Annotated in this window: 25 protein-coding genes and 1 pseudogene; 14 read left to right on the forward strand and 12 right to left on the reverse strand. The window is 65.3% G+C overall.

Annotated elements, in window-relative coordinates:
- Positions 1-229: pseudogene (locus tag AC1D00_RS00510) on the forward strand (maleate cis-trans isomerase family protein); the annotation flags it as partial.
- Positions 190-1650 carry a dihydropyrimidinase gene (gene hydA / locus AC1D00_RS00515; RefSeq protein ID WP_477009302.1) on the forward strand — a complete coding sequence of 487 codons (1461 nt, stop codon included), beginning with the start codon at positions 190-192 and terminating at the stop codon, positions 1648-1650. The pseudogene AC1D00_RS00510 and the gene hydA, both read left to right, overlap by 40 nt.
- Positions 1651-1695: 45 nt before the next feature.
- Here hydA and AC1D00_RS00520 read toward each other — a convergent pair whose 3' ends face one another.
- The 6 genes from AC1D00_RS00520 to AC1D00_RS00545 form a co-directional block, all read right to left on the reverse strand.
- Positions 1696-2532, reverse strand: coding sequence for an ABC transporter substrate-binding protein (locus AC1D00_RS00520; protein WP_477009303.1), 837 nt, complete (start codon positions 2530-2532; stop codon positions 1696-1698).
- A gap of 71 nt (positions 2533-2603) precedes the next feature.
- Complete coding sequence (locus AC1D00_RS00525; RefSeq protein WP_477009304.1) at positions 2604-3092, reverse strand: MaoC family dehydratase; 489 nt, start codon at positions 3090-3092, stop codon at positions 2604-2606.
- Between the two features lie 10 nt (positions 3093-3102).
- Positions 3103-4686: an acyl CoA:acetate/3-ketoacid CoA transferase gene (locus AC1D00_RS00530; protein ID WP_477009305.1), complete on the reverse strand. Its 1584-nt coding sequence runs from the start codon at positions 4684-4686 to the stop codon at positions 3103-3105.
- A 16-nt stretch (positions 4687-4702) separates the two neighbouring features.
- Complete coding sequence (locus AC1D00_RS00535) at positions 4703-5845, reverse strand: acyl-CoA dehydrogenase family protein (RefSeq protein WP_477009306.1); 1143 nt, start codon at positions 5843-5845, stop codon at positions 4703-4705.
- A 15-nt stretch (positions 5846-5860) separates the two neighbouring features.
- The gene (locus tag AC1D00_RS00540) at positions 5861-6229 is read right to left on the reverse strand and encodes a tautomerase family protein (RefSeq protein WP_404554575.1); all 369 of its coding nucleotides are present in this window, start codon (positions 6227-6229) and stop codon (positions 5861-5863) included.
- A gap of 3 nt (positions 6230-6232) precedes the next feature.
- Entirely contained in the window at positions 6233-7330 is a 1098-nt protein-coding gene (locus AC1D00_RS00545) for a LacI family DNA-binding transcriptional regulator (protein ID WP_477009307.1), read from the reverse strand.
- On the opposite strand from AC1D00_RS00545, the gene AC1D00_RS00550 reads away from it, so the two are divergent.
- From AC1D00_RS00550 to AC1D00_RS00605, 12 genes are all read left to right on the forward strand, one after another.
- Positions 7233-7475 carry a hypothetical protein gene (locus AC1D00_RS00550; protein ID WP_167770401.1) on the forward strand — a complete coding sequence of 81 codons (243 nt, stop codon included), beginning with the start codon at positions 7233-7235 and terminating at the stop codon, positions 7473-7475. The genes AC1D00_RS00545 and AC1D00_RS00550 overlap by 98 nt on opposite strands.
- A gap of 39 nt (positions 7476-7514) precedes the next feature.
- Positions 7515-8423 carry a 4-hydroxy-tetrahydrodipicolinate synthase gene (gene dapA, locus AC1D00_RS00555; RefSeq protein WP_477009330.1) on the forward strand — a complete coding sequence of 303 codons (909 nt, stop codon included), beginning with the start codon at positions 7515-7517 and terminating at the stop codon, positions 8421-8423.
- A 14-nt stretch (positions 8424-8437) separates the two neighbouring features.
- Complete coding sequence (locus AC1D00_RS00560) at positions 8438-9628, forward strand: CaiB/BaiF CoA transferase family protein (protein WP_477009308.1); 1191 nt, start codon at positions 8438-8440, stop codon at positions 9626-9628.
- The gene (locus AC1D00_RS00565) at positions 9625-10788 is read left to right on the forward strand and encodes an acyl-CoA dehydrogenase family protein (RefSeq protein WP_135172722.1); all 1164 of its coding nucleotides are present in this window, start codon (positions 9625-9627) and stop codon (positions 10786-10788) included. The genes AC1D00_RS00560 and AC1D00_RS00565 overlap by 4 nt, the downstream gene beginning before the upstream one ends.
- Before the next feature lie 11 nt (positions 10789-10799).
- A complete protein-coding gene (locus AC1D00_RS00570; RefSeq protein ID WP_028172095.1) occupies positions 10800-11207 on the forward strand; it encodes a MaoC/PaaZ C-terminal domain-containing protein in 408 nt (135 codons plus the stop codon).
- A gap of 3 nt (positions 11208-11210) precedes the next feature.
- Positions 11211-11642: a MaoC family dehydratase gene (locus AC1D00_RS00575; RefSeq protein WP_011086090.1), complete on the forward strand. Its 432-nt coding sequence runs from the start codon at positions 11211-11213 to the stop codon at positions 11640-11642.
- Positions 11639-12592, forward strand: a complete 954-nt coding sequence (locus AC1D00_RS00580) for a dihydrodipicolinate synthase family protein (RefSeq protein ID WP_477009309.1) — start codon at positions 11639-11641, stop codon at positions 12590-12592. Before AC1D00_RS00575 ends, AC1D00_RS00580 begins: the two co-directional genes overlap by 4 nt.
- Before the next feature lie 11 nt (positions 12593-12603).
- A complete protein-coding gene (locus AC1D00_RS00585; RefSeq protein ID WP_477009310.1) occupies positions 12604-12906 on the forward strand; it encodes a hypothetical protein in 303 nt (100 codons plus the stop codon).
- A gap of 122 nt (positions 12907-13028) precedes the next feature.
- A complete protein-coding gene (locus AC1D00_RS00590; protein WP_135172725.1) occupies positions 13029-13865 on the forward strand; it encodes an ABC transporter substrate-binding protein in 837 nt (278 codons plus the stop codon).
- A gap of 19 nt (positions 13866-13884) precedes the next feature.
- Complete coding sequence (locus tag AC1D00_RS00595; RefSeq protein WP_477009311.1) at positions 13885-14460, forward strand: amino acid ABC transporter permease; 576 nt, start codon at positions 13885-13887, stop codon at positions 14458-14460.
- Complete coding sequence (locus tag AC1D00_RS00600; protein WP_135172727.1) at positions 14457-15257, forward strand: amino acid ABC transporter ATP-binding protein; 801 nt, start codon at positions 14457-14459, stop codon at positions 15255-15257. The genes AC1D00_RS00595 and AC1D00_RS00600 overlap by 4 nt, the downstream gene beginning before the upstream one ends.
- Positions 15258-15272: 15 nt before the next feature.
- The gene (locus tag AC1D00_RS00605) at positions 15273-16202 is read left to right on the forward strand and encodes a dihydrodipicolinate synthase family protein (RefSeq protein ID WP_477009312.1); all 930 of its coding nucleotides are present in this window, start codon (positions 15273-15275) and stop codon (positions 16200-16202) included.
- Here the strand turns inward: AC1D00_RS00605 and AC1D00_RS00610 are convergent.
- The 6 genes from AC1D00_RS00610 to AC1D00_RS00635 are packed head-to-tail and all read right to left on the reverse strand — an operon-like array spanning position 16199 to position 21760.
- A complete protein-coding gene (locus tag AC1D00_RS00610; RefSeq protein WP_477009313.1) occupies positions 16199-17503 on the reverse strand; it encodes an LLM class flavin-dependent oxidoreductase in 1305 nt (434 codons plus the stop codon). The two genes, AC1D00_RS00605 and AC1D00_RS00610, sit on opposite strands and share 4 nt — an antisense overlap.
- Positions 17504-17507: 4 nt before the next feature.
- Positions 17508-18266: an ABC transporter permease gene (locus tag AC1D00_RS00615; protein ID WP_477009314.1), complete on the reverse strand. Its 759-nt coding sequence runs from the start codon at positions 18264-18266 to the stop codon at positions 17508-17510.
- The gene (locus AC1D00_RS00620) at positions 18263-19078 is read right to left on the reverse strand and encodes an ABC transporter permease (RefSeq protein WP_477009315.1); all 816 of its coding nucleotides are present in this window, start codon (positions 19076-19078) and stop codon (positions 18263-18265) included. The genes AC1D00_RS00615 and AC1D00_RS00620 overlap by 4 nt, the downstream gene beginning before the upstream one ends.
- Positions 19075-20091, reverse strand: coding sequence for an ABC transporter substrate-binding protein (locus tag AC1D00_RS00625; RefSeq protein ID WP_404554591.1), 1017 nt, complete (start codon positions 20089-20091; stop codon positions 19075-19077). Before AC1D00_RS00625 ends, AC1D00_RS00620 begins: the two co-directional genes overlap by 4 nt.
- 23 nt (positions 20092-20114) lie before the next feature.
- Positions 20115-20900 (reverse strand): class II aldolase/adducin family protein, encoded by a 786-nt coding sequence (locus tag AC1D00_RS00630; protein ID WP_477009316.1) that lies wholly within the window; start codon positions 20898-20900, stop codon positions 20115-20117.
- A complete protein-coding gene (locus AC1D00_RS00635; protein WP_404554592.1) occupies positions 20897-21760 on the reverse strand; it encodes an ABC transporter ATP-binding protein in 864 nt (287 codons plus the stop codon). Before AC1D00_RS00635 ends, AC1D00_RS00630 begins: the two co-directional genes overlap by 4 nt.
- Between the last annotated feature and the right edge of the window lie 239 nt (positions 21761-21999).

Consider the following 21999-nt stretch of genomic DNA (forward strand, 5'->3'; position numbering starts at 1 on the left):
TGCCGGCATGATCCGCGCGGTCGCGGCTGAGGGCGCCGACGCCGTCGTCATCCTCTGCACCAATCTCGACGGCGCGGCGCTTGCGGCCTTGCTCGAGCGGGAACTGGATATTGCGGTGCTGGATTCGGTTGCGGTCACGCTTTGGCGAACCCTGAGCCTCGCCGGGGGGGACATAGCGGCACTTGCGGAATGGGGCCGGATATTCCAGACAAGGCCAGCCATCAAGTGACGGAGACGCAAGTGACCCAGCTCGATCTCGCCATTCGCGGCGGCACCATCGTGACGGCCAGCGACGAATTTCGCGCCGATATCGGCATCCGCGACGGCCGCATCGTCAGCATTGCCGATCATCTCGAGGGCGCGGCGCGCGAGATCGACGCGACGGGCCTGCTGGCACTGCCGGGCGGGATCGATAGCCACGTCCACATCTCGCAAGCTTCCGGCCCCGACGTGGTGATGGCCGACGACTTCGCCTCGGCGACGCGCGCGGCGGCGGCCGGCGGCAACACCATGGTGCTGCCCTTTGCGCTTCAGGAGAAGGGCACCTCGCTGCGGACCTGCGTCGAGAACTACCGCAAGCTCGCCGAAGGCGAGTGCTACATCGACACCGCCTTCCATCTCATCATCTCCGATCCGACCGCGGTCGTGCTCGGTCAGGAACTGCCGGCCCTCGTCAAGGACGGCTACACCTCGTTCAAGGTGTTCATGACCTATGACGACCTCGTGCTCAGCGACAAGCAGCTGCTCGAGGTCTTCGACGTCGCGCGCCGCGAGGAGGCGCTGGTGATGGTGCATTGCGAGGGCTACGACGCCATCCGTTTCCTCACCTCCAAGCTGGAACGCGAGGGCCATATCGCGCCCTATTATCACGGCGTCTCGCGGCCGCAGGCGGTCGAGCGCGAGGCGACGCATCGCGCCATCAGCCATGCCGAGGTGATCGGCGTTCCCATCATGATCGTGCACGTCTCGGGGCGCGAGGCGATGGAGCAGGTGCGCTGGGCGCAGCAGCGCGGCCTGCCGGTGCATGCCGAGACCTGTCCGCAATACATCACGCTGACGGCCGACGACATGAAGGGCCTGAACATGGATATCACAGGCGCGAAATATGTCTGCTCGCCGCCGCCGCGCGATGCCGAAAGCCAGCAAGCGATCTGGGAGGGCATCACGTCAGGCGTGTTCCAGACCTTCTCGTCCGACCACTGCCCGTTCCGCTACGACGATCCCAGGGGCAAGCTGACGCCGAATTCACGCACCTCGTTCCGCTGGGTACCGAACGGCATCCCCGGTGTCGAGACGCGGCTGCCGATCCTGTTCTCAGAGGGCGTGTCGAAGGGACGGATCAGCTTGCAGAAATTCGTCGAGCTGACCGCGACCAACCATGCGCGCATCTACGGCCTCTATCCGCGCAAGGGCTCGATCGGTGTCGGCTTCGATGCCGACATCGTGCTGTGGGACCCCAAATTGAAGAAGCCGATCCAGCAGGCCGATCTGCACCACGGCGCGGACTACACGCCGTGGGAGGGCTTTGACGTCACCGGCTGGCCCGTCACGACGGTTGCCCGCGGCCGCGTGGTGTACGAGCACGGCAAGATCGTCGGCGACAAGGGCGCGGGCGAGGTGCTCAGCCGCGGCAAGTCGAGCCTGGTGTGATCCCCACTCGATGTGGGGATCACATCGGGTAGGCGGTCTCTACCGTCAGTTCGTCGGTCCGTCGCCGCGGATCACGAATGTCGTGGCCTTCAGCTTGGTCATGCCGAACTTGTCGAACAGCCTGTCATAGGTGCCGTCGGCGCGGATCGCGGTGAGTGCATCGGCAACGGCCTGGGCCAGCAGCTTGTCGCGGAAGGCGAAGGTGATGTCGGTGCCGGCGATGTCGCGGACCCAGATCTTTGCGATGCCCTTCTGTTCGAGCGAGTTGGCGGTCTCGTTGATGTTGAGCGCGGCCTCAAGCTGGCCGGCACGCAGCGCCGCCGACGTGGCGGTGACGGTGGTGAAGGTGCGCAGCTCGACCGGCTTGAGGCCCTTGGCCTCCATCGCGGTGCTGAACTCACGTGCCTTGCGCTCGGTGTAGGTCGCCGATTCCACGCCCACCACGCGGCCGGCGAGATCCTCGAATTTCTCTAGCTTCAGGCTTGAGGAGGGATCGGTGTAGATGCTGATCGCCTGCTGCGCGTACGGCACGAGGTAGAGCATCTTCGAGCGCTCCTCGGTCCAGAACAGGCCGGTGTTGATGGCGTCGAAGCGACCCGAGCGCAGCGCCGGGATCATCGGCGGGAAGTCCATGCGCAGGAACACCGCCTCGACGCAGATGCGCTTGGCGATCTCGCGGGCGAGCTCGACGTTGAGGCCCTGCAACTCGCCCTTGTCGTCGACGAATTGCTGCGGCGGCAGCGTCGGGTTGATCGACATCTGCCATTTCGGTGCCTCGATCAGGCTCGATGCCGGCACCTTCGGCGTACAGGTCTGCGCGCCGACTGCCTGGGACAGGCCGATCAGCAGGGCGAAGGCGGAGAAGGTCTTGGGAAATCGCATCTGAATACTCCGATCAAATCGTGGGTGGCAGAGGAGCCGTTCTCCGGTCCGACGTCTTTTTCATTGTCTCGTCAAATGGCCGCCGTCGCGTCGCGATCGGCCTGCCTGGTCAGGATCAGCGAGGTGTGGCGGGCCGCCGTCACCACCTCGTCGCGCTGGTTGAGAAGGTCGAGCGTCTCGATGACGATGCCGCGCGCGGGATTCCTGGTCGGCCGCTTCTCGACGAAGCGGAAGCGGACGCGCAAGACATCGCCGGCGACGATCGGCGCCTTGAACCGCACCTCGTCCCAGCCGAGCGAGGCGACCGAGGTCTCCTCGTACAGCTTCAGCTCCGACTTCAGTCCTTCCATCAGCGACAGGCCGAACAGCCCGTGGCCGATCACCGCGGGAAAGCCGCGCGACTTCGCATAGCCGGCATCGATGTGGAGCGGATGATGGTCGTGCGTGACATCGGCGAAGACTGCGATATCGGCCTCCGTCACGGTGTGCATGGCGGTCTCGAACTCCGCGCCGAGCGCGATGTCCTCGTAACGAAGATTGATCGGGGCGCTGATCTCCATGCCGAATCCCTCAGGCGACCTTGCGCGGCCGCGCCGGCAGAGCCTTGAAGCTCTGCGCGATGCCCATGGGCCCGGAGCGGAAGATGCGCGGATCCATGTCCTTCAGTTGCGGGCTGATGCGCGGCCGAAAGCCCATATGGGCGAGGATGTCCTCCTCCAGGCGCGCGCCCGGCGCGATCTCGGTCAAGGTCACGCTACCGTTCTCCAATTCGAACACGGCGCGCTCGGTGACATAGCTGACGTGCTGGCCGCGCTGCGCGGCGAGCGAGGCACTGAAGCTGATCTGGCCAACCTGCGGTACGAACTTGCGGAAGGCGCCGTCGCGCCGGATCGCGAGGCGCCCGTTCTCGACACCGATGTCGAACTTGCCGCCAGTCATGGTGCCGCTGAAGATCAATCGCTTGGCGTTCTGCGTGATGTCGATGAAGCCGCCGGAGCCGTCACGGCGATCGCCGAAGCGGGTGACGTTGACGTTGCCGGCCTCGTCCACCTCCGCGAAGGAGAGGAAGGCGCAGGAGAGGCCACCGCCGTCGTAGAAGTCGAACTGATAGGCCTGGTCGAGGATGACGCGCGGATTGATGGCCGTGCCGAATTCGCGCGCATGGCCGGGCACGCCGCCGACCACGCCGGATTCCACCGTCAGCGTGATCAGGTCCGAAATGCCTTCCTCGGCAGCGACATTGGGGATCATCGCGGAGATGCCGACGCCGAGATTGACGACGTCGCGCGGGCGCAGCTCGAAGGCGGCGCGGCGGGCGATCACCCGCCGCTCGGTCAGCGGATCGGGTGTGATCATCGCCACCGGCACACGCGTTTCGCCGCAGCGCGCCGGATCATAGGCCGTGCCGTAGGTCTGCATCTGATCGGGCTCGAGCACGACGTGGTCGATCAGGAAGCCCGGAATCTTTACCATCTGCGGATGGATCGAGCCGCGCTTCACGATCCGCTTGACCTGGCAGATCACGGTGCCGCCGGCATTGTGCACGGCCTGCGCGATCGAGAGATCCTCGCGCGTCGTGCCCTCGTGCTCCATGCTGATATAGCCGTCCTCGTCGGCTGAGGTGCCGCGGATGATAGCGACATCGGGCGGAGCGGGGACGCGGTACAGCAGCCAGGACTGGCCGTGCAGCTCGAGCAAATCGACCAGCGGCGCGGTGGTGCGCTTGTTCATGCGGCCGCCGTCCTGGCGGGGATCCATGTAGGTGTTGAGCCCGACATGGGTGAGCACGCCGGGATGTTTCGCCGCCATGGCGCGGCAGAGCTGGCTCATCACGCCTTGCGGAAAATTGTAGGCGTCGATCAGCTCGTCGCGGACGAGGCGCATGAACGGCACTTGCAAGCCGAAATTGCCGCCGATCACGCGCGCGATCAGGCCTTCATGGGCGAGATGGCAGAGGCCCTTCTCGGTCACGGCGCCGACACCGGTGATGTTGATCAGCGTCAGATTGTGCGGGCCCTGGCTACCGAGGAMGCGTTGCTCCAGCGCATCGAGGATGGCTTCGGCAGCGCCCGTGCCGCCATTGCCGCCGACAATCAGCGTGTCGGCATCGCGGATCAGGCCTGCGGCCTCTGCCGCGGTGATGATGCTCAGCATGACCGCACGCCCCGCATCACGCGGCCTCCTTCTCGACCTGGCGGGCGATGATCAGCCGCTGGATCTGGTTGGTGCCCTCGTAGATCTGGGCGAGGCGCACGTCGCGGAACAGCCGCTCGATGCGGTACTCGCGCGAATAGCCGTTGCCGCCGTGGATCTGGAGCGCGTTGGAGACGTGCTTCATCGCCATGTCGGTCGTGAACAGTTTTGCCTGCGCCGCCTCCTTGGCGATCGGCTCGCCAGCATCGTGCAGGCGCGCGGCGTGATGGATCAGAAGCCGTGCGGCGGCGATGTCGGTCGACATGTCCGCGAGCATGAACTGAACCGCCTGGAAGCCGATGATGGCCTGGCCGAACTGCTTGCGGTCGCGGGCATAGGCGGTGGCGTCCTCGAAGGCGGCCTGCGCCATGCCGAGCGCCATCGAGGCCATCATCAGCCGGCTGAAATTGAAATTGCTCATGGCCATCTTGAAGGCCTGGTTCTCCGGTCCCATCACGCTGTCCGCCGGCAGCTGCACGTCGGAGAAGGTGATCTGGCAGTCTTCAAGGCCGTGCATGCCGAGAAGCTCTTCGTTCTTGCCGCGGGCGATACCGGGCAGGGCGCCGTCGACCAGCAGGCAGGAGATGGCGCGATGGCCCGCATCCGCGCCGGTRCGCGCGAACACCATGATGCGATCGGCGACGCCGCCGAGCGTGACCCAGGCCTTGGTGCCGTTGAGCCGCCAGCCGTTGCCRTCGCGCACCGCGTTGGTGCGGATGCCGGCGACGTCGGAGCCGTGGTCGGGCTCCGAGACGGCGGTCGCGGGAATAATGTCGCCGCTGAGAATTTTGGGGATCAGCGCCTTGTGCGCATCGGTGCCGTGATGGTCGAAGAACAGTACCGCCTCGACAGGGATCGCGAAGGCATTGGCGACTGCGCCGGAGCATCGCGCCAGCTCCTCCATCGCGATGCAGGCCGCGACCGCATCGAGACCTGCGCCTCCAGCGCCCTCGCGCAGGCAGATGCCGAACAGGCCGAGATCGGCCATGCCCTTGTAGAGCGCGCGGTCGAAACGGTCCTCGCGGTCGATCGTGGCGGCGCGCGGGAGGATCTCTGCCTCCGCGAAGCGGCGCGCTGTCTCGCGCAGGGCTTTCTGGTCTTGGGAGTAGAAGCGGTCCATGGCGTGCGGCTCCCGTCAGTCGCTGGCGAGCTTGGAATCGTGTGAGACCTCGCTGCGGTCGCGATCGAGGAAATAGACCGCGACGTCGTCGCCGGGCACGCCATAGGCGCTGCATACGCTGCGGGTCAGCGCGATGGCGGCGGCGCGGCGCTCGGCCTCGCTGCGGCGAAACGCGTGCACCTTGAGCAGGATGCGCTGTCCGGCGTCCCCAGCTCCCATCGTGCCGGCATGGGCGTAGTCGTCGGGCGCAATGGTCAGGAAATAGAGCGTGACCGTATCTGCGGTCACGCCGAACGACGACATCAGGCCGTCGGTCACGGACCTCGCCAGCGCAGCCTTGCGCTGGATTGGGGCTTGCGGGGCTAGCACTTCGACATAGGGCATCGATCAGACCTTCGCGGGCTTGGACGCAGACGATTTGGCCGCAGACGATTTGGACGCGGATTTGGGCTTCGTGGACCTGGTGGAGACCGGGGCGTCGAGCTGTCGGCAGGAGTCGCGCTTGATCAGCCGGGCGCCGACGCGATATTCGCGAACGCCGTCATTGCCGTTGCCCTTCGCCTCCATGCGATGCAGCAAGCGGTCGACGGCGAGATTGGCGAGATCGCGCGCGCCGTTGTCGACGATGCTGATGGCGGGGCGATGCCATTCGAACCACGGCATGTCCTCGTAGCAGAGCAGCGAGAGGTCGTCGGGGATCGCGATGTTCCGCTCCGCCGTCACGCGCAGCGCGCCGAGCGTTGCCTCGTGGTTGGCGACGAAGATCGCGCTCGGCGGGCGCGAAAGGTCCAGCAGCTCGCGGCAGCCCGTCGCACCGGTCTCGGGAACGAAATGGCCGGCATGAATCAAAGTGTCGTCCCTGGTGATGCCGGCTTCGCGCAGAGCGCGGACATAGCCGGACAGCCGCTCACGGCCGGACGTCGTGTCCTGGCGGCCGACGATCAGTCCGATGCGCTTGTGGCCGAGCTCGATCAGGTGGCGCGTGCCGAGATAGGCGCCCTGCGGATCGTCGGCGAGCACGGTCTCGAGATCGGTTGCGTCATCGCGCCGCACCAGGCAGACGATCGGAACATCCTTCGCCAGCGCCTTGAGCTGCGGGCCGTTCTTGCCGGTGGGGACGACGATCAGCCCGTCGATGCGATGGTCGACCAGCGTGGTGAGGGTGTCGCTCTCCTGCTGCGGATCGTCGCCGCCGATACACAGAAGCATCTGATAACTCAGCGCCTTCAGGCGCGCCTGCACCACTTCGGCCATCACCTGGAACGAGGCGTTGGTGAGGTTGTGCACGAGCAGCGCTACGAGCCGCGATTGTCCGGTCTTCAGTCCGCGCGCGATGGGGTTCGGCCGATAGCCGAGCTCGCGCGCGATACGTGTCAGGCGCTGCTGCGTGCGCTCGCTGGTCAAGCCGGTTCCAGTCAGTGCGCGCGAGGCGGTACTGACCGAAACGCGGGCCGCCTGTGCCACATCTTTGAGCGTGACGGTCATCAAACCTGCCGATAGACTGCAATCGATTGCAAGAACGCTATGGGCTATTTCCACATGGATCAAGCCCAAAAAATGGATGGTGTTGCTCAATGCAGAGCCAGTTACGCAATCGATTGCAAAAATACTGCGGATATTCCGCAGTTGATCGTTGTCCTCTCAATCAACTTGATCGCCCGGCAGCTCCCTGATGAAGACGTTTCGCGGCACCTACACCGTCATGATCACCCCGTTCACGCAAGGCGGCGACGTCGATGTCGCGGCGTTGCGCGCCTTTGTCGACTGGCAGATCGCGGAAGGCATTCATGGGCTGATCCCGCTCGGTTCGACCGGCGAATTCCTGTCCCTCGACGATGACGAGAAGGCACTGGTGGCGGAGGTCGTCATCGGCCAGGCCGCGGGGCGCGTGCCCGTGCTGATCGGCACCGGAGCGGAGGATACCCGCGAGGTGGTTCGCCTCAGCCGCCGTGCCGAAAAGCTGGGCGCCGACGGCGTCATGATCATTCCGCCGTTCTATTCGACGCCGACCGACGACGAACTCGTCCATCACTACAAGACGGTGGCCGACGCGATCGCGCTGCCGATCATGGTCTACAACAATCCGGCGACCGCCAACGTCGATCTCAAGCCGCCTCTCGTGGCGCGCATCGCCGAGATCGACAATTGTCTCTATATCAAGGAGTCGACGCTGGAGGTGACGCGGGTGCGCGACATCATCCGGCTCTGCGGCGACAGGATGACCGTGTTCGGCGGCATCCTCGGCTTCGAATCCTTCGTCGAGGGCGCGCAAGGCTGGGTCGCCGTCGCCTCCAATGTCGTGCCGTCCGAGATGGCGCGCATCTTCAGCCTCGTCGCAGACGAGGGTGCCATCAAGGAGGCGCGCCARCTCTATCTGAAATATCTGCCGGTGATCGAATTCGTCGGCGGCCAGGCCTATGTCGCCGGCAGCAAGGCGCTGCTCGGCCATATGGGGCTTGCGGTCGGCGACCCGCGCCCGCCGCGCCTGCCATTGCCGGCCGCGCAGGACGCGGTTGCGCGTGCATTGGTCAAGGCGTTCGATCTCGCGTGGCGCGGCGCGTCCATTGCGGCTGCTTAAACGGGTGTGACCGGATGAACCTGCTCGACGGCGTCAAGATCCTCAGCTTCAACCACTATCTCGCAGGCCCGCTGGCCGCACAGACGCTCGCCGATCTCGGCGCCGACGTCATTGCGGTCGAGCCGATAGAAGGCGCGTTTCAGCGCAACTGGGCGGTGGCCAATCATTTCGTCGCGGGCGACAGCGTCAATCATCTGGCTACCGGGCGCAACAAGCGCAGTATCGCGGTCGATCTCAAGCATCCCGACGGCATCGCGGCCGTGAAGAAGCTGGTGGCGACCTCCGATGTCGTGATGGAGAATTTCCGGCCGGGGACCATGGCCAAGCTCGGCCTCGGCTACGAGACGCTGAAATCGATCAATCCAGGCCTGATCTATGCGGTTGCAACCGGCTTTGGTTCGGAAGGGCCCTACAAGGATCGTCCCGGCCAGGACCTGCTGCTCCAGGCCATGTCGGGCCTGGCGATGCGGACCGGGCGCGCCGATGGCGAGCCGACTGCTGTCGGCGCGGTGATCGTCGATCAGCATGCGGCCTCGCTCTATGCCATGAGCATTCTCGCCGCGTTGTTTGCCCGGACCAGGACGGGGAAGGGGCAGCTCGTCGAGGTCAACCTCTATCAGGCCGCCCTCGATCTCCAGGTCGAGCCGCTGACCGCCTGGCTCAATGGCGCGCCGTCGCCGACGCCGCGCGGTCCGGCCGGAATCGCCGCCTGGTTCAGCCCCGGACCTTACGGCATTCACGCGACGGCCGATGGCCATCTCGCGATCTCCATGGCAGCGCCCAAGGCGCTCGCGGCAGGGCTCGACTGCGAAGAGTTGCAGCGGTTCGGCGAGGCCGACAGTTTCTCGAAGCGCGAGGAGATCACGCGGATCGTCGCGGCGCGCCTGAAACAGAAGTCGACTGCCGATTGGCTGCCCTTGCTTGAAGCGGCGCGGATCTGGCACGCGCCGGTGCAGGACTATCGCGACCTCGAGGCCGATCCCCAGCTTAGACATCTCGGCGTGTTCAAGAGCGCCGAGAGTGCAGGGGGCGCGCAAATCCGGATGGTCGCGCATCCCGCGCGCTATGACGGCCGGACACCGGAGGTGCGGCTGGTTCCGCAGCGGTTGGGTGCGCAGACGCGCGAGGTGCTCGGCGAGATCGGCTACGGCGCTGCCGACATTGACGCGATGATCGCCGGCAAGGCGGTGGGAGTGGCGCGATGATCGATTTTTCAATCCCCGAGGATACGCGCCTCCTGGTCGATACCGTCCGCCGCTTCGTGGAGACGGAGGTGCAACCGCTCGAGGACGAGGTGGAGCGGACGGCTACGGTGCCGGCCGATGTGCTGGCGGTCACCAAGGCCAAGGCACAGAAGCTCGGCCTGTATGCGATGAACATGCCGGCCGACATCGGTGGCGGCGGGCTGTCCTGCGTCGAGCATTGTCTCGTCGAGGAAGAGTTCGGCAAGACCTCCGATGCATTGATCCGCCGCGTGTTCGGCCAGGTCTATCCGATGCTGATGGCCTGCAAGGGCGACCAGGTCGAGCGTTATCTCTTGCCGACGGTGAAGGGCGACAAGATCTGCGCCATGGCGATCACCGAGCCGGGCGCCGGCTCGGATGCGGCCTCGATCAGCACGACCGCTCATCTCGATGGCGACCAGTGGGTGCTCAACGGGACCAAGCATTTCATCAGCGACGGCGATATCGCCGATTACGTGATCCTGATGGCGCTGACCGACAAGGAGAAGCGCGCCCGGGGCGGCATCACGCTGTTTCTGGTCGATCGTGGCACAGCTGGCTTCAAGGTCGCGCGCACGCAGCCGATGATGGGCCACCGCGGCTATGGCCATGCCGAGCTGACCTTCGAGGACTGCCGGATTCCGAAAGCGGCCGTGCTCGGCGAGGTCGGCGGCGGATTCAAGCTGATCATGCAGAGCGTGCTCCAGATTCGTCTCGCTCATATTGGCGCCCGGGCGGTGGGCATGGCGCAGCGTGCGCTCGAGATGATGCGCAAGCATGCCGGCGAGCGGCGTCAGTTCGGCCAGCTCATCGGTGACTTCCAGATGGTGCAGAAACTCATCGCCGATTCCGCCACCGAGATCTTCGGCGTCAAGATGATGGTGATGAACGCCGCCTGGGACATCGATCAGGGCCGGGATGCGCGCGACAAGGTCTCGATGATCAAGGTCGCGGCGTCCGAGATGCAGGGCCGCGTCGTCGACCGCGCCATCCAGGTGTTCGGCGGCATGGGCTTCAGCAAGGACCTGCCGCTGGAGCGCATGTATCGCGATGCGCGCGTCACCCGCATCTACGACGGTACCTCCGAAATCCACCGCATGCTGGTCGCGCGCAGCACCATCAAGAACGGCTTGCAGCTCTAGGGAAACGACCGATGTCTCACGCACCTCTCAAGCCCGGCGCCGTCTTCGCCTTCCGCAAGACCATGACGGTGGCGGAGCAGGCGATGTTCACCGGCATCAGTGGCAATCTCGGTGGTCTCTATGTCGATGCCGTCCGCGCCAGGAAGGCCGGCGCCTCCAACATGGTCGCCTTCGAGCTCGCGGTCGGCGGCCTTGCCACGACCTGCCTCAGCCAGCTCGGCGGACCGACGCGGCGGATCGGCAGCATCGCGCTGAATTTCGCCGCGCCCGTGATCGTCGGCGAGTCCGTCGAGGCCAAGGCCGAGATCGTCTCGGTTGCCGGTGATGACGCGGTCTGCCGCGTCACCTGCACGCTGTCGCCCTCGGGGGCGACCGTGGTGGACGGTACTGCGACGCTGGTTCCGTTCGCGAAGGGCTGAGCCATGTACGAGCCGAAATCCTTCGACGATCTGAAGGTGAACGACAGGGTCAGCCTCAGCAAGACCATCACCGAGGCGGACGGTGCGCTCTATATTGCCGCGACCGGCGATTTTGGCCCCGTCCATGTCGACGAGGTCTATGCGGGCGCAACGCGCTTCGGCCGAAGGCTGGCACCGGGGATCATGGTCGCGGGGCTCTGCACCAGCATCCTCACCAGCGAACTGGTTGGCACGATCGGCGTCTCTGTCGAGGACCGGTTCTGGTTCACCGGCCCGGTGTTCTACGGCGACACGCTCACCTTCGACGTCTGGATCGCCGAGCAGCACGACGAGACCCGCACGATCATCTGGGAAGCAAGCGCCCGCAACGAGGGCGGCCTCGAGGTGCTGAAGGCGCGAGCGAGCCTGAAATTCCCGCGGCGGAAACCGTCATGAGCAAGCCGATGAAGAAACCTGACTTGCGCGGCGTCACGGTCGCGACCGTGCTGCCCTTCAAGGACGACAGCTCGATCGACTGGGACGGCTACGCCCGCGTGCTGGACTATTGTGCCTGTCCGGACGGCATCGCGGCCGTGTTCGTCAACGGACATGCCGGCGAGGGCGGGTCGCTCTCGGACGACGAGCGACAGGCGGTGATCGAGCGGACGCGCAGGCAAATCGGCGGCAAGCCGCTGCTGGCCGGCATCATCGCGCATTCCACCGCGGAGGCGATCCATCAGGCGCAGCTCGCGGAAGCTGCCGGCGCCGATTGCGCCGTGTTGTTCCCGCCGGCACCGCTTGGTGGCGGCGCATCGGCGACCTCGCGTGCACCGGTGGCCTTCGTGCAGTCGGTCAGTTCCGCCATCGGCATTCCAGTGTCGATCTTCCAATATCCACTGGCGTCCGGATTTGGCTACTCGCCGGAGACGCTGGCGAAGATCGCAGCGCTCGACGGTGTCGTCGCCATCAAGGAAGGCAGCGACACCATCTTCGCCTATGACGAGAACCGCCGGGCGGTGAAGCAGGCCGATCCCACCGTCGCGATCCTGCCGTCGAATTTCAACTGGTTCCTGCCGCAGCTTGCCATCGGCGGCGACGGCATTCTCTCGGGTCTCGTCAGCCTCGCGCCGGATCTGTTCGTCGCGCTCTGGCAGGCGGCGCTCGCTGATGATCTCACGGCGCTGCGCGCCGTCAACGAGCGGCTCTATCCGATCGTGCGGGCGATCTACGGGCCGGCGCCGATCATGGACATGCACACGCGCATGAAAGTCGGGCTCAAGGCGCTCGGCCTGATCCAAAATGCGGATCCGCGACCGCCGTTGCTGCCGGTCGTTCCTGCGCTGTGCGACGTCATTGCAACGACCGTCGGCGCGGCGCGCGCGGCCGGCAACATCCGCCTGGCGTGACGGAGGCACGGATGCCCGACGAGGCCTTCATCCACATCGTGCGGGTCGACATCGATCCCGAGCACGAGGCCGCGTTCAATGCCTGGTACGAGCAGAGGCATTTTCCCGATCTGCTCGCCTGTCCCGGCTGGCTGTCCGCAAAGCGCTTCGTCTCGATCGGCGAGGGACCAAAATACGCGGCCATTTACGAAGTCGCGGGACGATGGGCGTTCGAGACGCCGGAATTCCTGAAGGTGAAGGGGTTCGGTCCGTTCGAACCCCTGGTGAAGAACTTCATGCGAATCCAGCTCAAGCCGATGTCGGGATCGGCTTGAGGGAGCGAAGACGATGCTGCCTGTCGTGTCGTGCGATCCGGCCGGCCGCATCCAAGAAACATTGAGGGGGAAACCCGGGCGAGGGACTGCATCGGTCATTGGCGTCTTACTGGAGGTATCACATGCTCTCGACACTGCTTCGCCTGAGTGCGGCGGCCGCACTCGCTCTCGCATCCACGGCTGCGCATGCGGCCTGTACGCCCGGGATTACCGACGACAATCTGATTGCGCCCGGGAAGTTGCAGCTCTCGATCAATCCGACCAACCCGCCGCAGCAATTCGTCGACAAGGACGGCCAGTTGCAGGGCCTCAACGTGGAACTCGCCGCCGAGCTCGGCAAGCGGTTGTGTCTTCCGGTCGAACTCGTCCGGATGGATTTTCCGGCGATGATCCCGGCCATGAACGCAGGCCGCATCGACGGCATCGACACCGGCATGTTCTGGACCGAGGAACGTTCGAAGCTGATGTACATGGTGCCGTACGCCATTCAGGCGATTTCGGTCGTGGTTGCGCCCGACAGCGGCACAAAAATTGCTACCGAAAATGATCTGATCGGAAAAACATCGGCCGTCGAGGTCAGCACCTACCAGATGAACTGGCTGAAGAAGCTCAGCGATGCGAGCGTGGCGAAGGGCGGCGCAGCCGTCGAGATGCGGACGTTCCCCACCGCCACCAACGTCGTCAGTGCGCTGCTGGCCGGCCAGGTGGACAACGCGCTGCTCGTCGATAGCGTGGCGCGGGATCTCACCGGCCGCGGCCGCGTCAAGGAAGTGCTGAGCGGCCTCGGTACGGCGCGCACCACGCTCGGTTTCCGCAACAAGACGGTGGTCGACGCCGTCGTCAAGGCGCTGAACGCCATGCGTGCCGACGGCAGTTACCAGGCGCTGTTCGACAAGTTCGGACTGACCAGCATGCCGGCCGATCAGCCGCTTGCGATCGCCGGCCCGGGTCCGGCCTGATACCTACGGAGACGAGCCGATGAGCCATTTCAGTCCGACGGCCGCCGTCAACTACTTCTTCAACTACTTCCTGATGAAGGGGGTGCTCGTCACCATCGGCTTGACGGTGGCGGCGGTCATCGGCGGATTGATCCTCGGCATGGGCATCGCGTTGATGCGCATGTCGTCCAACCCGGTGCTGTCAGGCTTCTCGCGCTTCTACATCTGGTTCTTCCGCGGCACGCCGCTGCTGATCCAGCTCGTGGTGATCTACAGTGGCTTGCCGCAGCTCGGGATCAAGTTCTCCGTCATCACCTGCGCGCTGGTCGGCCTGATCCTCAACGAGGCGGCCTACCTCGCCGAGATCGTGCGCAGCGGCTTCATGGCGGTTTCGGCAGGGCAGCGCGAAGCCGCCTGGGCGCTCAGCCTGTCGCCCTGGGTGACGTTCCGCCGTGTGACCCTGCCGCAGGCGTTCCGGCTGATGATCCCGCCGCTCGGCAACTCCATCAACTCGCTCCTGAAGGCGACCTCGCTCGGCCGGTCGAGTGCCGCGAAGTCCAGGCGGGTCGCGGCGACGGCACCGGTTGCGCAGACAAGCGTGGAGGCCCGGGCATGAGCGAGATATCGATGAATACGGCTAGCGGTGTCGAAGGCGCAACGGCGCAATCGCAATTGCGCGATGTGCCTGCGGTTCGCATGGAGGCCGTCTACAAGCACTATGGCGACTTCACCGCGCTGGACCAGGTCGATCTCAAGGTCGCCAAGGGCGAGAAGATCGTGGTCTGCGGTCCCTCCGGCTCGGGCAAGTCGACGCTCATCCGCTGCATCAACCACATCGAGAAGCACGACGAGGGCCTGATCTACGTCAACGGCGTCGAGCTCGATCATCAGCGCAAGAACATCGATGCGGTCAGGCGCGACACCGGCATGGTGTTCCAGAGCTTCAACCTGTTCCCGCACATGACGGTGCTGGAGAACTGCATCCTGGCTCCGATGACCGTGAATGGCATGTCGGAGGCGGAGGCAAAGGACCTCGCCATGCATTTCCTCACCAAGGTCCGGATTCCGGACCAGGCCGAGAAATTTCCCGGCCAGCTCTCGGGCGGCCAGCAACAGCGCGTCGCCATCGCACGCGCGCTGTGCATGCGGCCGAAGATCATGCTGTTCGACGAGCCGACCTCCGCGCTCGACCCCGAGATGGTCAAGGAGGTGCTGGAAACGATGAAGAAGCTCGCGGAGGAGGGCATGACCATGCTGTGCGTGACCCACGAGATGGGCTTCGCCCGCGAGGTCGCCGACCGCATCGTGTTCATGAACGAGGGCAAGGTCGTGGAGCAGGCTGCGCCGGAGGAGTTCTTCCAGCATCCGAAGTCCGAGCGGGCGCGGACGTTCCTCGACCAGATCATCCACTAGCCGATGTCGAGCGGGATGCGGACATTCAGCGATCGCCTGCGCGGCATCCATGCCGCCACGATCGTGCCGATGACACCCGATTATGGGATAGATGAGGCGCAGCTGGCGGCGCATCTCGCCGCGGTTGCGTCCACGCCGGGCATCAATGGGCTGTTGGTCAACGGCCACGCCGGTGAGAATTTTGTGCTGTCGCTCGCCGAAAAACAGCGCGTGGTGGAGCTGGCGCGCGAGTACGCACCGAAAGACTGCCTGATCGTCTCTGGCGTCAATCACGAATCAAGCCTGGAGGCCGCGCGAGAGGCGGCTACGCTGGAGCGGGCGGGCGCGGACGGACTTCTGGTGTTCCCTCCCAACAGCTGGGCGCTCGGTCACGCCGATGACTGCGTCATCGCGCATCACCGCCATATCCGCGAAGCGACGACCGCACCGTTGATGCTCTACGCTGCACCAGTTGGTGCGGGAGCCATGGCCTATGCGCCGCCGCTGCTGGAGCAGCTCATCGCCGATCGCCGCTTCGTCGCGATCAAGGAAGGCAGCTGGGAGGTCGCGACTTACGAGCAGAATCTGAGGTTGATTCAGAAGCTGCGTCCGGAGTTCGTTGTGCTCGGCTCCGGTGACGAACATCTGCTGACAAGCTACCTCGTCGGCTCGGCCGGCAGCCAGGTCAGCCTCGCCTGCGTCGTGCCGGAGCTTGTCGTCAGCCTTTGGAGCGCGGCAGAATCTGGAGACTGGGAGCGGGCGCGGTCCGCGCACGAGAAGCTGTATCCGCTCGCGGTCGCGATCTATCGCGATGCACCGGGAGGACGCGCGACGGTGCGGCTCAAGGCCTGCCTGAAATTGCTTGGGCGTCTCTCATGCGACGCGGCGCGACCGCCGCAGCCGCCGGCAATGGCGAACGAATTGCGGGCGCTGGAACAGGCACTTCGGATCGCCGGCGCGCTTTAGGCCTGGAAGAACGGATTGGCCGGCCGCGCAAGGCCGAGGTGATCCCGCAACGTCGTCCCCTCATAGTCCGCGCGGAACAGCCCACGCTCCTGCAGGATGGGTACGACGAGCTCGACGAAATCCGCGAACCCTTCGTGGAAATAGGGCGGCATGACGTTGAAGCCGTCGGCGGCGTTCTCCTCGAACCAGAGCTGGAGCGTGTCGGCGATGCGCTCGGCCGAGCCGCACAGCACCCAATGGCCGCGAGCGGCGGCGGTGAGGTTGTAGAGATCGCGCAGCGTCATGTTCTCGCGGCGGCCCTTGGCGAGCATGACGCTGGCGAAACTGTGATAGCTGTCGGACGGCGCGATGTCCGGGATCGGGCCGTCGAGATCGTAGGCCGACATGTCCCGGCCGAAGCGGTCGGACAGGATCGCGAGCGCATTGCTGCCGCTGACAAAGCTCTGGAGCACGTTGAGCTTCTCGAACGCCTCCTTGTCGGTGCGGCCGACGACGGGCATCACGCCCGGCAGCACCGTGACATCGTCCGCCCTGCGGCCGAACGCCGGCAGTCGCGTCTTCAATGACGTGTAGCCGGCCTTGGCCTCCTCGATGTCCTGCACCACCGAGAAGACGATGTCGGCGGTGCGAGCGGCGAGAGCCTGGCCGGCCTCGGAGCCGCCGGCCTGCAGCACGACGGGGCGGCCTTGCGGGCTGCGGCCGATGTTGAGCGGGCCCTTCACCTTGAAGAACGCGCCGTCATGGTCGATCGGGCGGAGTTTTGCCGGGTCGATGTAGAGGCCGCTGGCGCGGTCGGCGACGATGGCATCGTCAGCCCAGCCGTCCCACAGGCCTTTGACGACATCGAGGAATTCGCCGGCCATCTCGTAGCGTCGCGCGTGGTCGGGATGGGTGGTGCCGAAATTCGCGGCCGTGGCCGGATTGGCCGTCGTCACCGCATTCCACGCCGCGCGTCCCCCGGAGATGTGGTCGAGCGAGGCGAACACGCGCGCGACCGAGAACGGATCGCTGTAGGTGGTCGAGACCGTCGCGCCGAGCCCGATATGGCTGGTCGACGTTGCGAGCGCGGCGAGCATCGTCAGCGGCTCGAGCCGCAGCGTGTAGGAGGGATGGGCGGCGGCATCGGCATAGAGATTGTCGCCCATGAAGATCAGGTCGAACTTGCCGCGCTCGGCGGTGCGGCCGATCTCCTGGATTGCCGCAAAGTCCTGGAAGCTGTCGACTGCGCCGGGATAGCGCCAGCCGGCGACGTGGCTGCCGGTACCCAGGATGAACAGGCCGAGATGCATCTGTCGTTTCATGGCGTCATGTCCAGAACAGGATCTTGCGTTCGAGGAAACCGATCAGGCCGAAGAAGGCGAGGCTCGCCGCGGATGCGACGAAGATCGCCGCCCAGACCTGGACGAAGTCGATCTGGAGCACGGCCTGGTAGATCACCCAGCCAAGCCCGCCATGCGCGCCGAGCATCTCGGTGACGATCGCCACGATCACGCTGCGCACGGTCGAGACGCGCATGCCGGCGAGCAGCAGCGGCAGGGCGGTCGGCAGGCGCAGGCGCCACAGCACACCGAAGCGGCTTGCGCCAAAACTCTTCATGAGATCGACGGCGCGGCGGTCGACACGGTCGAGCCCGGCCAGCATCGAGAGCAGGATGGTGAAGCTCACCGCCATCGCCACCATCACGATCTTCGAGCTGACGCCGATGCCGAACCAGAGCAGGATCAGCGGCGAATAGCCGACCACGGGCACCGAATTGATCGCGGTTGCGAGCGGCAGGATCGCGCTGCGAAGCGCCGGAACCAATGCGATCGCGAGGGCGAGGCCGATACCRATCAGGYAGCCGAGGCCATAGCCCACCAGCGCTTCGAGCAGGGTGTAGCCGGCAGCGTCAATGAGCGTCGCGCGCTTGGACCAGAGGCCGGCGAGGATGTCGCTGACGGCGGGCAGAACATAGGCCGGCAGATGCAGTCCGCGCGCCGCGCCTTCCCAGCATGCTACCAGGAGGACGGCGCCCAGGATGCCGCGCTGGACGGCGAGCGAAGGTGAGGCAAACGCGCGGCTCATTGCTCGGCGTTCCAGAACACCAGCCGTCGCTCGACCGCGGCGACGACCGCATAGAAGCCGGTGCCGAGTAGCGCGGCGGCGAGCAGGGCGGCCCAGATCGCGACGACGTTCTCGGTGAACATGGCCTGGAGCAGCAGTACGCCGAGCCCGGTGGTGTCGCCGAACCATTCGCCGACGATGGCCCCGACCAAGCTCAGCGATGCGGCGAGCCGCAGCGCGACGAAGATCTGTGGCAATGCGGTTGGAAGCTGCAAGCGGAGCAGGAGCTGGCGGTTGGAGGCGCCGAAGCTGCGCATCAAGGCGACCTGCTTGGGATCGACGGTTTCGAGGCCCAGCAGCGTGTTCACCGTCACCGGAAAGAAAGTCAGATAGAACGCAATGATCGCCTTGGCGAGCAGCGTATTGCCGAACCACAGCACCACGAGCGCCCCGAAGGCGATGACCGGAATGGTCTGCGACACCACGAAGATCGGAAACACCATCTCGCGCAGCGCGCGGACGCGGAAGAACACGACGCCCATGAGCACGCCGAAGGCGCCGCCGGACGCAAAGCCGATCAGGGTCTCGGCGAGCGTGCGCAGGAAACCGTCGACATAGGCGCGAGGCGTCGCCGCTATCGCCATCAGGATGGTGCTGAGGCGCGGCAGGTAATAAGGCCGGATGCCGAACAACTGCACCGCGCCCTCCCAGATCACCGCCGCGACAACGAGACCGAGCAGGAGCCGGATCAGCTTGCGCAGCGGAGCCGGCATCGCCATCGACCGCGCAGCCGCGCCGGCCTCACCAAGCGATGTCGCCACGGGGCTGCTCACGGCAGCCGGTCCGCCTGCGGAACGCCCTGGATGAAGCTTGCATCATACGCGGCGGCAAGATCCAGCGGCTTGGAGATCACGCCGTACTTCAGGAAGAAGTCGTGGGCGGTCTTGACCGCGTCGGCATCGATCCAGAACATGCCGTTCTTCGCCGCCGCGCCGGATGTCATCAGGCGTTTCACTTCGGTGAGCATGAATTCCTGCTGCGCGCGGTCGAGCGTGGGGGCTGTGGCCATCACGGTGTCGACGGCGCCCTTGGGATCTGCGAAGGCATCCTTCCAGCCCTTCAGCGACGCGCGCAGGAATGCCTTGACCAGCTCTGGTTTCTCCTTGGCGGTCGCCTCGGCCACGATCAGCGTGTCGCGCGGGAAGGTGATGCCGTAATCCTCGGCGACGAAGGTCTTCAAACTGTCCTTCGGCATGCGCGACTGGATGGTGTAGAACTCGTTGTAATAGGTCGCCGTGACCACATCGACGCTGCCGTCGACGAAGGGCGTCACGGAAACCTGCTGCGGCTGGATCTTCAGTTCATCCGGCTTGATGCCTTCCTTGGCCAGCATGCCGTTCAGCACGTGATTGGCACCTGTGAACCAGGTGGTGACCGTCTTGCCTTTAAAATCCTGGATCGTCTTCACCGGCCCGTCCTTGCGGGTGACGAAGATGAACGGGGTGATCTGGTGCGACACGCCGATGCAGACGATCGGAAGTCCCTTGTCGCGCGCCGCGAACACGCTGTCGGTGCCGCCGGACAGACCGAACGTGTCGGCGCCGGTCGCGACCAGGTTTTCGGTGAGCAGGTTGGGCCCGCCGGGATTGATGGTGAGGTCGATGCCCTCGGCCTTGTAGTAGCCCTTGGCAGCCGCGACATAGAAGCCGGCGAATTGCGCCTGCGGCAGCCATTTCAGGCGCAGGCTCGCCTTCTGCAACTCGGCCGCGGGCGCGGCCGTGACAAGCGAGCCGGTCGCCAGTGCGATGGCGGAGAGGACGGAGAAAGCGTGGCGTCGGCTCAACATGGTCATACTCCAGGCGGTGGAAATCAATTGCGGTAGGACGGATCGGTGCGGTCGAGCTGGCGCATCAGCGCCGGCCATTCGCGTTCGCCGGGCACGAGGATGTCGCCCTGCAATTCCCAGAACTGGCGCGCGGCTCTCTCGCAGACCTCGTGTGGCGGCATCACCAGCTTGGCGCCGGCCGCGGCAGCCGCTTGCATCTGGAGCTGGATCCGCGCGGAGCGCTCGAAATAATAGAGCAGCATGAAGGCCTCGCCGGGCGTCCGGCCGACGGTGAGGATGCCGTGGTTGCGCATCAGCATGACCTTGTGTGGACCGAGATCCCGCACCAGGCGAACCTGCTCGTCGAGGTCGATGGCGACGCCTTCGTAGTCGTGGAAGGCCTGGCGGTCGTAGAAGCGCATCGCGAACTGGCTGAGCGGCAACAGGCCTTTCTCCTGCCCTGAGACCGCGACGCTCGCGTCGGAATGGGTGTGCAGCACGCAGACAGCATCGTGGTTCGAGGTGTGGATCGCTGCATGGATCACGAAGGCCGCAACGTTGACGGCCTGCGGCGTGTCGTCGAGCTTGTTACCCCCAGTGTCGATCTTCACCAGGCTCGACGCCGTGATCTCGTCGAACAGCAGGCCGTAGGGATTGATCAGGAACTGGTCCTCGTGGCCGGGCACGCGCAGGGAGATGTGGTTGTAGATCAGGTCGTCCATGCCGAGCTTGGCGACCATGCGATAGCAGGCCGCGAGCTTGATCCGGGCATCCCACTCGGCCGGCTCGATCCCGCGCGGCGCGGCCTGCGGCGCTGACATTGCGTTCACGGCGTCTTCTCCTGCGCGATGGAGGATTGGAACGACTTCATGCTTTCCTCCTCGATGGCATCGAGCAGCGTGCGCTTGAGGCGCACGAATTCGGGCGAGGTGACGATCTCGGGCCGGCGCGGGCGGGGAAGGTCGACGACCTGTTCGAGCTTCACCGAGCCGGGACGCGCCGTCATGACGAGCACGCGGTCGCCGAGGAAGATCGCCTCGTCGACGTCATGGGTGATGAAGAGAATGGTGCGGCGGTATTTCTGCCAGACGTCGAGCAGCCAGCGCTGCATCATCGCCCGCGTCAGCGCGTCGAGCGCGCCGAACGGCTCATCCAGCAGCATCAAATCGCGTTCGAACAGGAAGGTTCGCATCAGGGCGACGCGCTGGCGCATGCCGCCGGACAATTGATTGGGATATTGCTTCTCGAAGCCGGCGAGCCCGAACTCGGGCAGCATCTTCAGCGCCTTGGCGCGCGCCTGGTCGCGCGGCATGCCCTCGACCTCGAGCGCGAGGATGGCGTTGTCGACGACGTTGCGCCAGGGAAACAGCAGGTCGCGCTGCGGCATGAAGGAGACGCGGCCGAGCAGGTCGGCCGAATGGCAGCTCTTGCCTTCGAAGCGCAGGATGCCGCCGGGGTCAGGCTCCTCGAGGCCCGCGACGATGTTGAAGAGCGTGCTCTTGCCGCAGCCGCTCGGGCCGACGACGGTGACGAACTCGCCGGGCGCAACGCTCGCCTGGAGTCCCGACAGCGCCGCGACGGGACCGAAGGTCTTGTTGATCGCACGCAGTTCGAGCAGCGGCTCAGGCTTCGGTTGCGCCTGCGGGGCTTCGGTGGCCGGTCCGGGATGGGGGAGGCGGGCAGCCTGCACCGGGATGTCCTTGTATAATGGCGGCGGCCATTCGCATACGAAAGCGGGCCGCGTCGAAATCTCTTAGCAACTCGTGTGCCAGTGCGATTTCTCGGCAAATCAGGCATAAGATTTGCGAGTTCGAAGGTGGATATCTCGGAGCTGCGCCCGTCTCCGCGAGAAAATCGGCCGGTTCACTGGAAGATTGGTGCCATTTTGTATACGTATGTTGATATTGGAGAAACATGATGGCGGATATT

This window comes from Bradyrhizobium sp. P2_E8 (assembly GCF_056403875.1).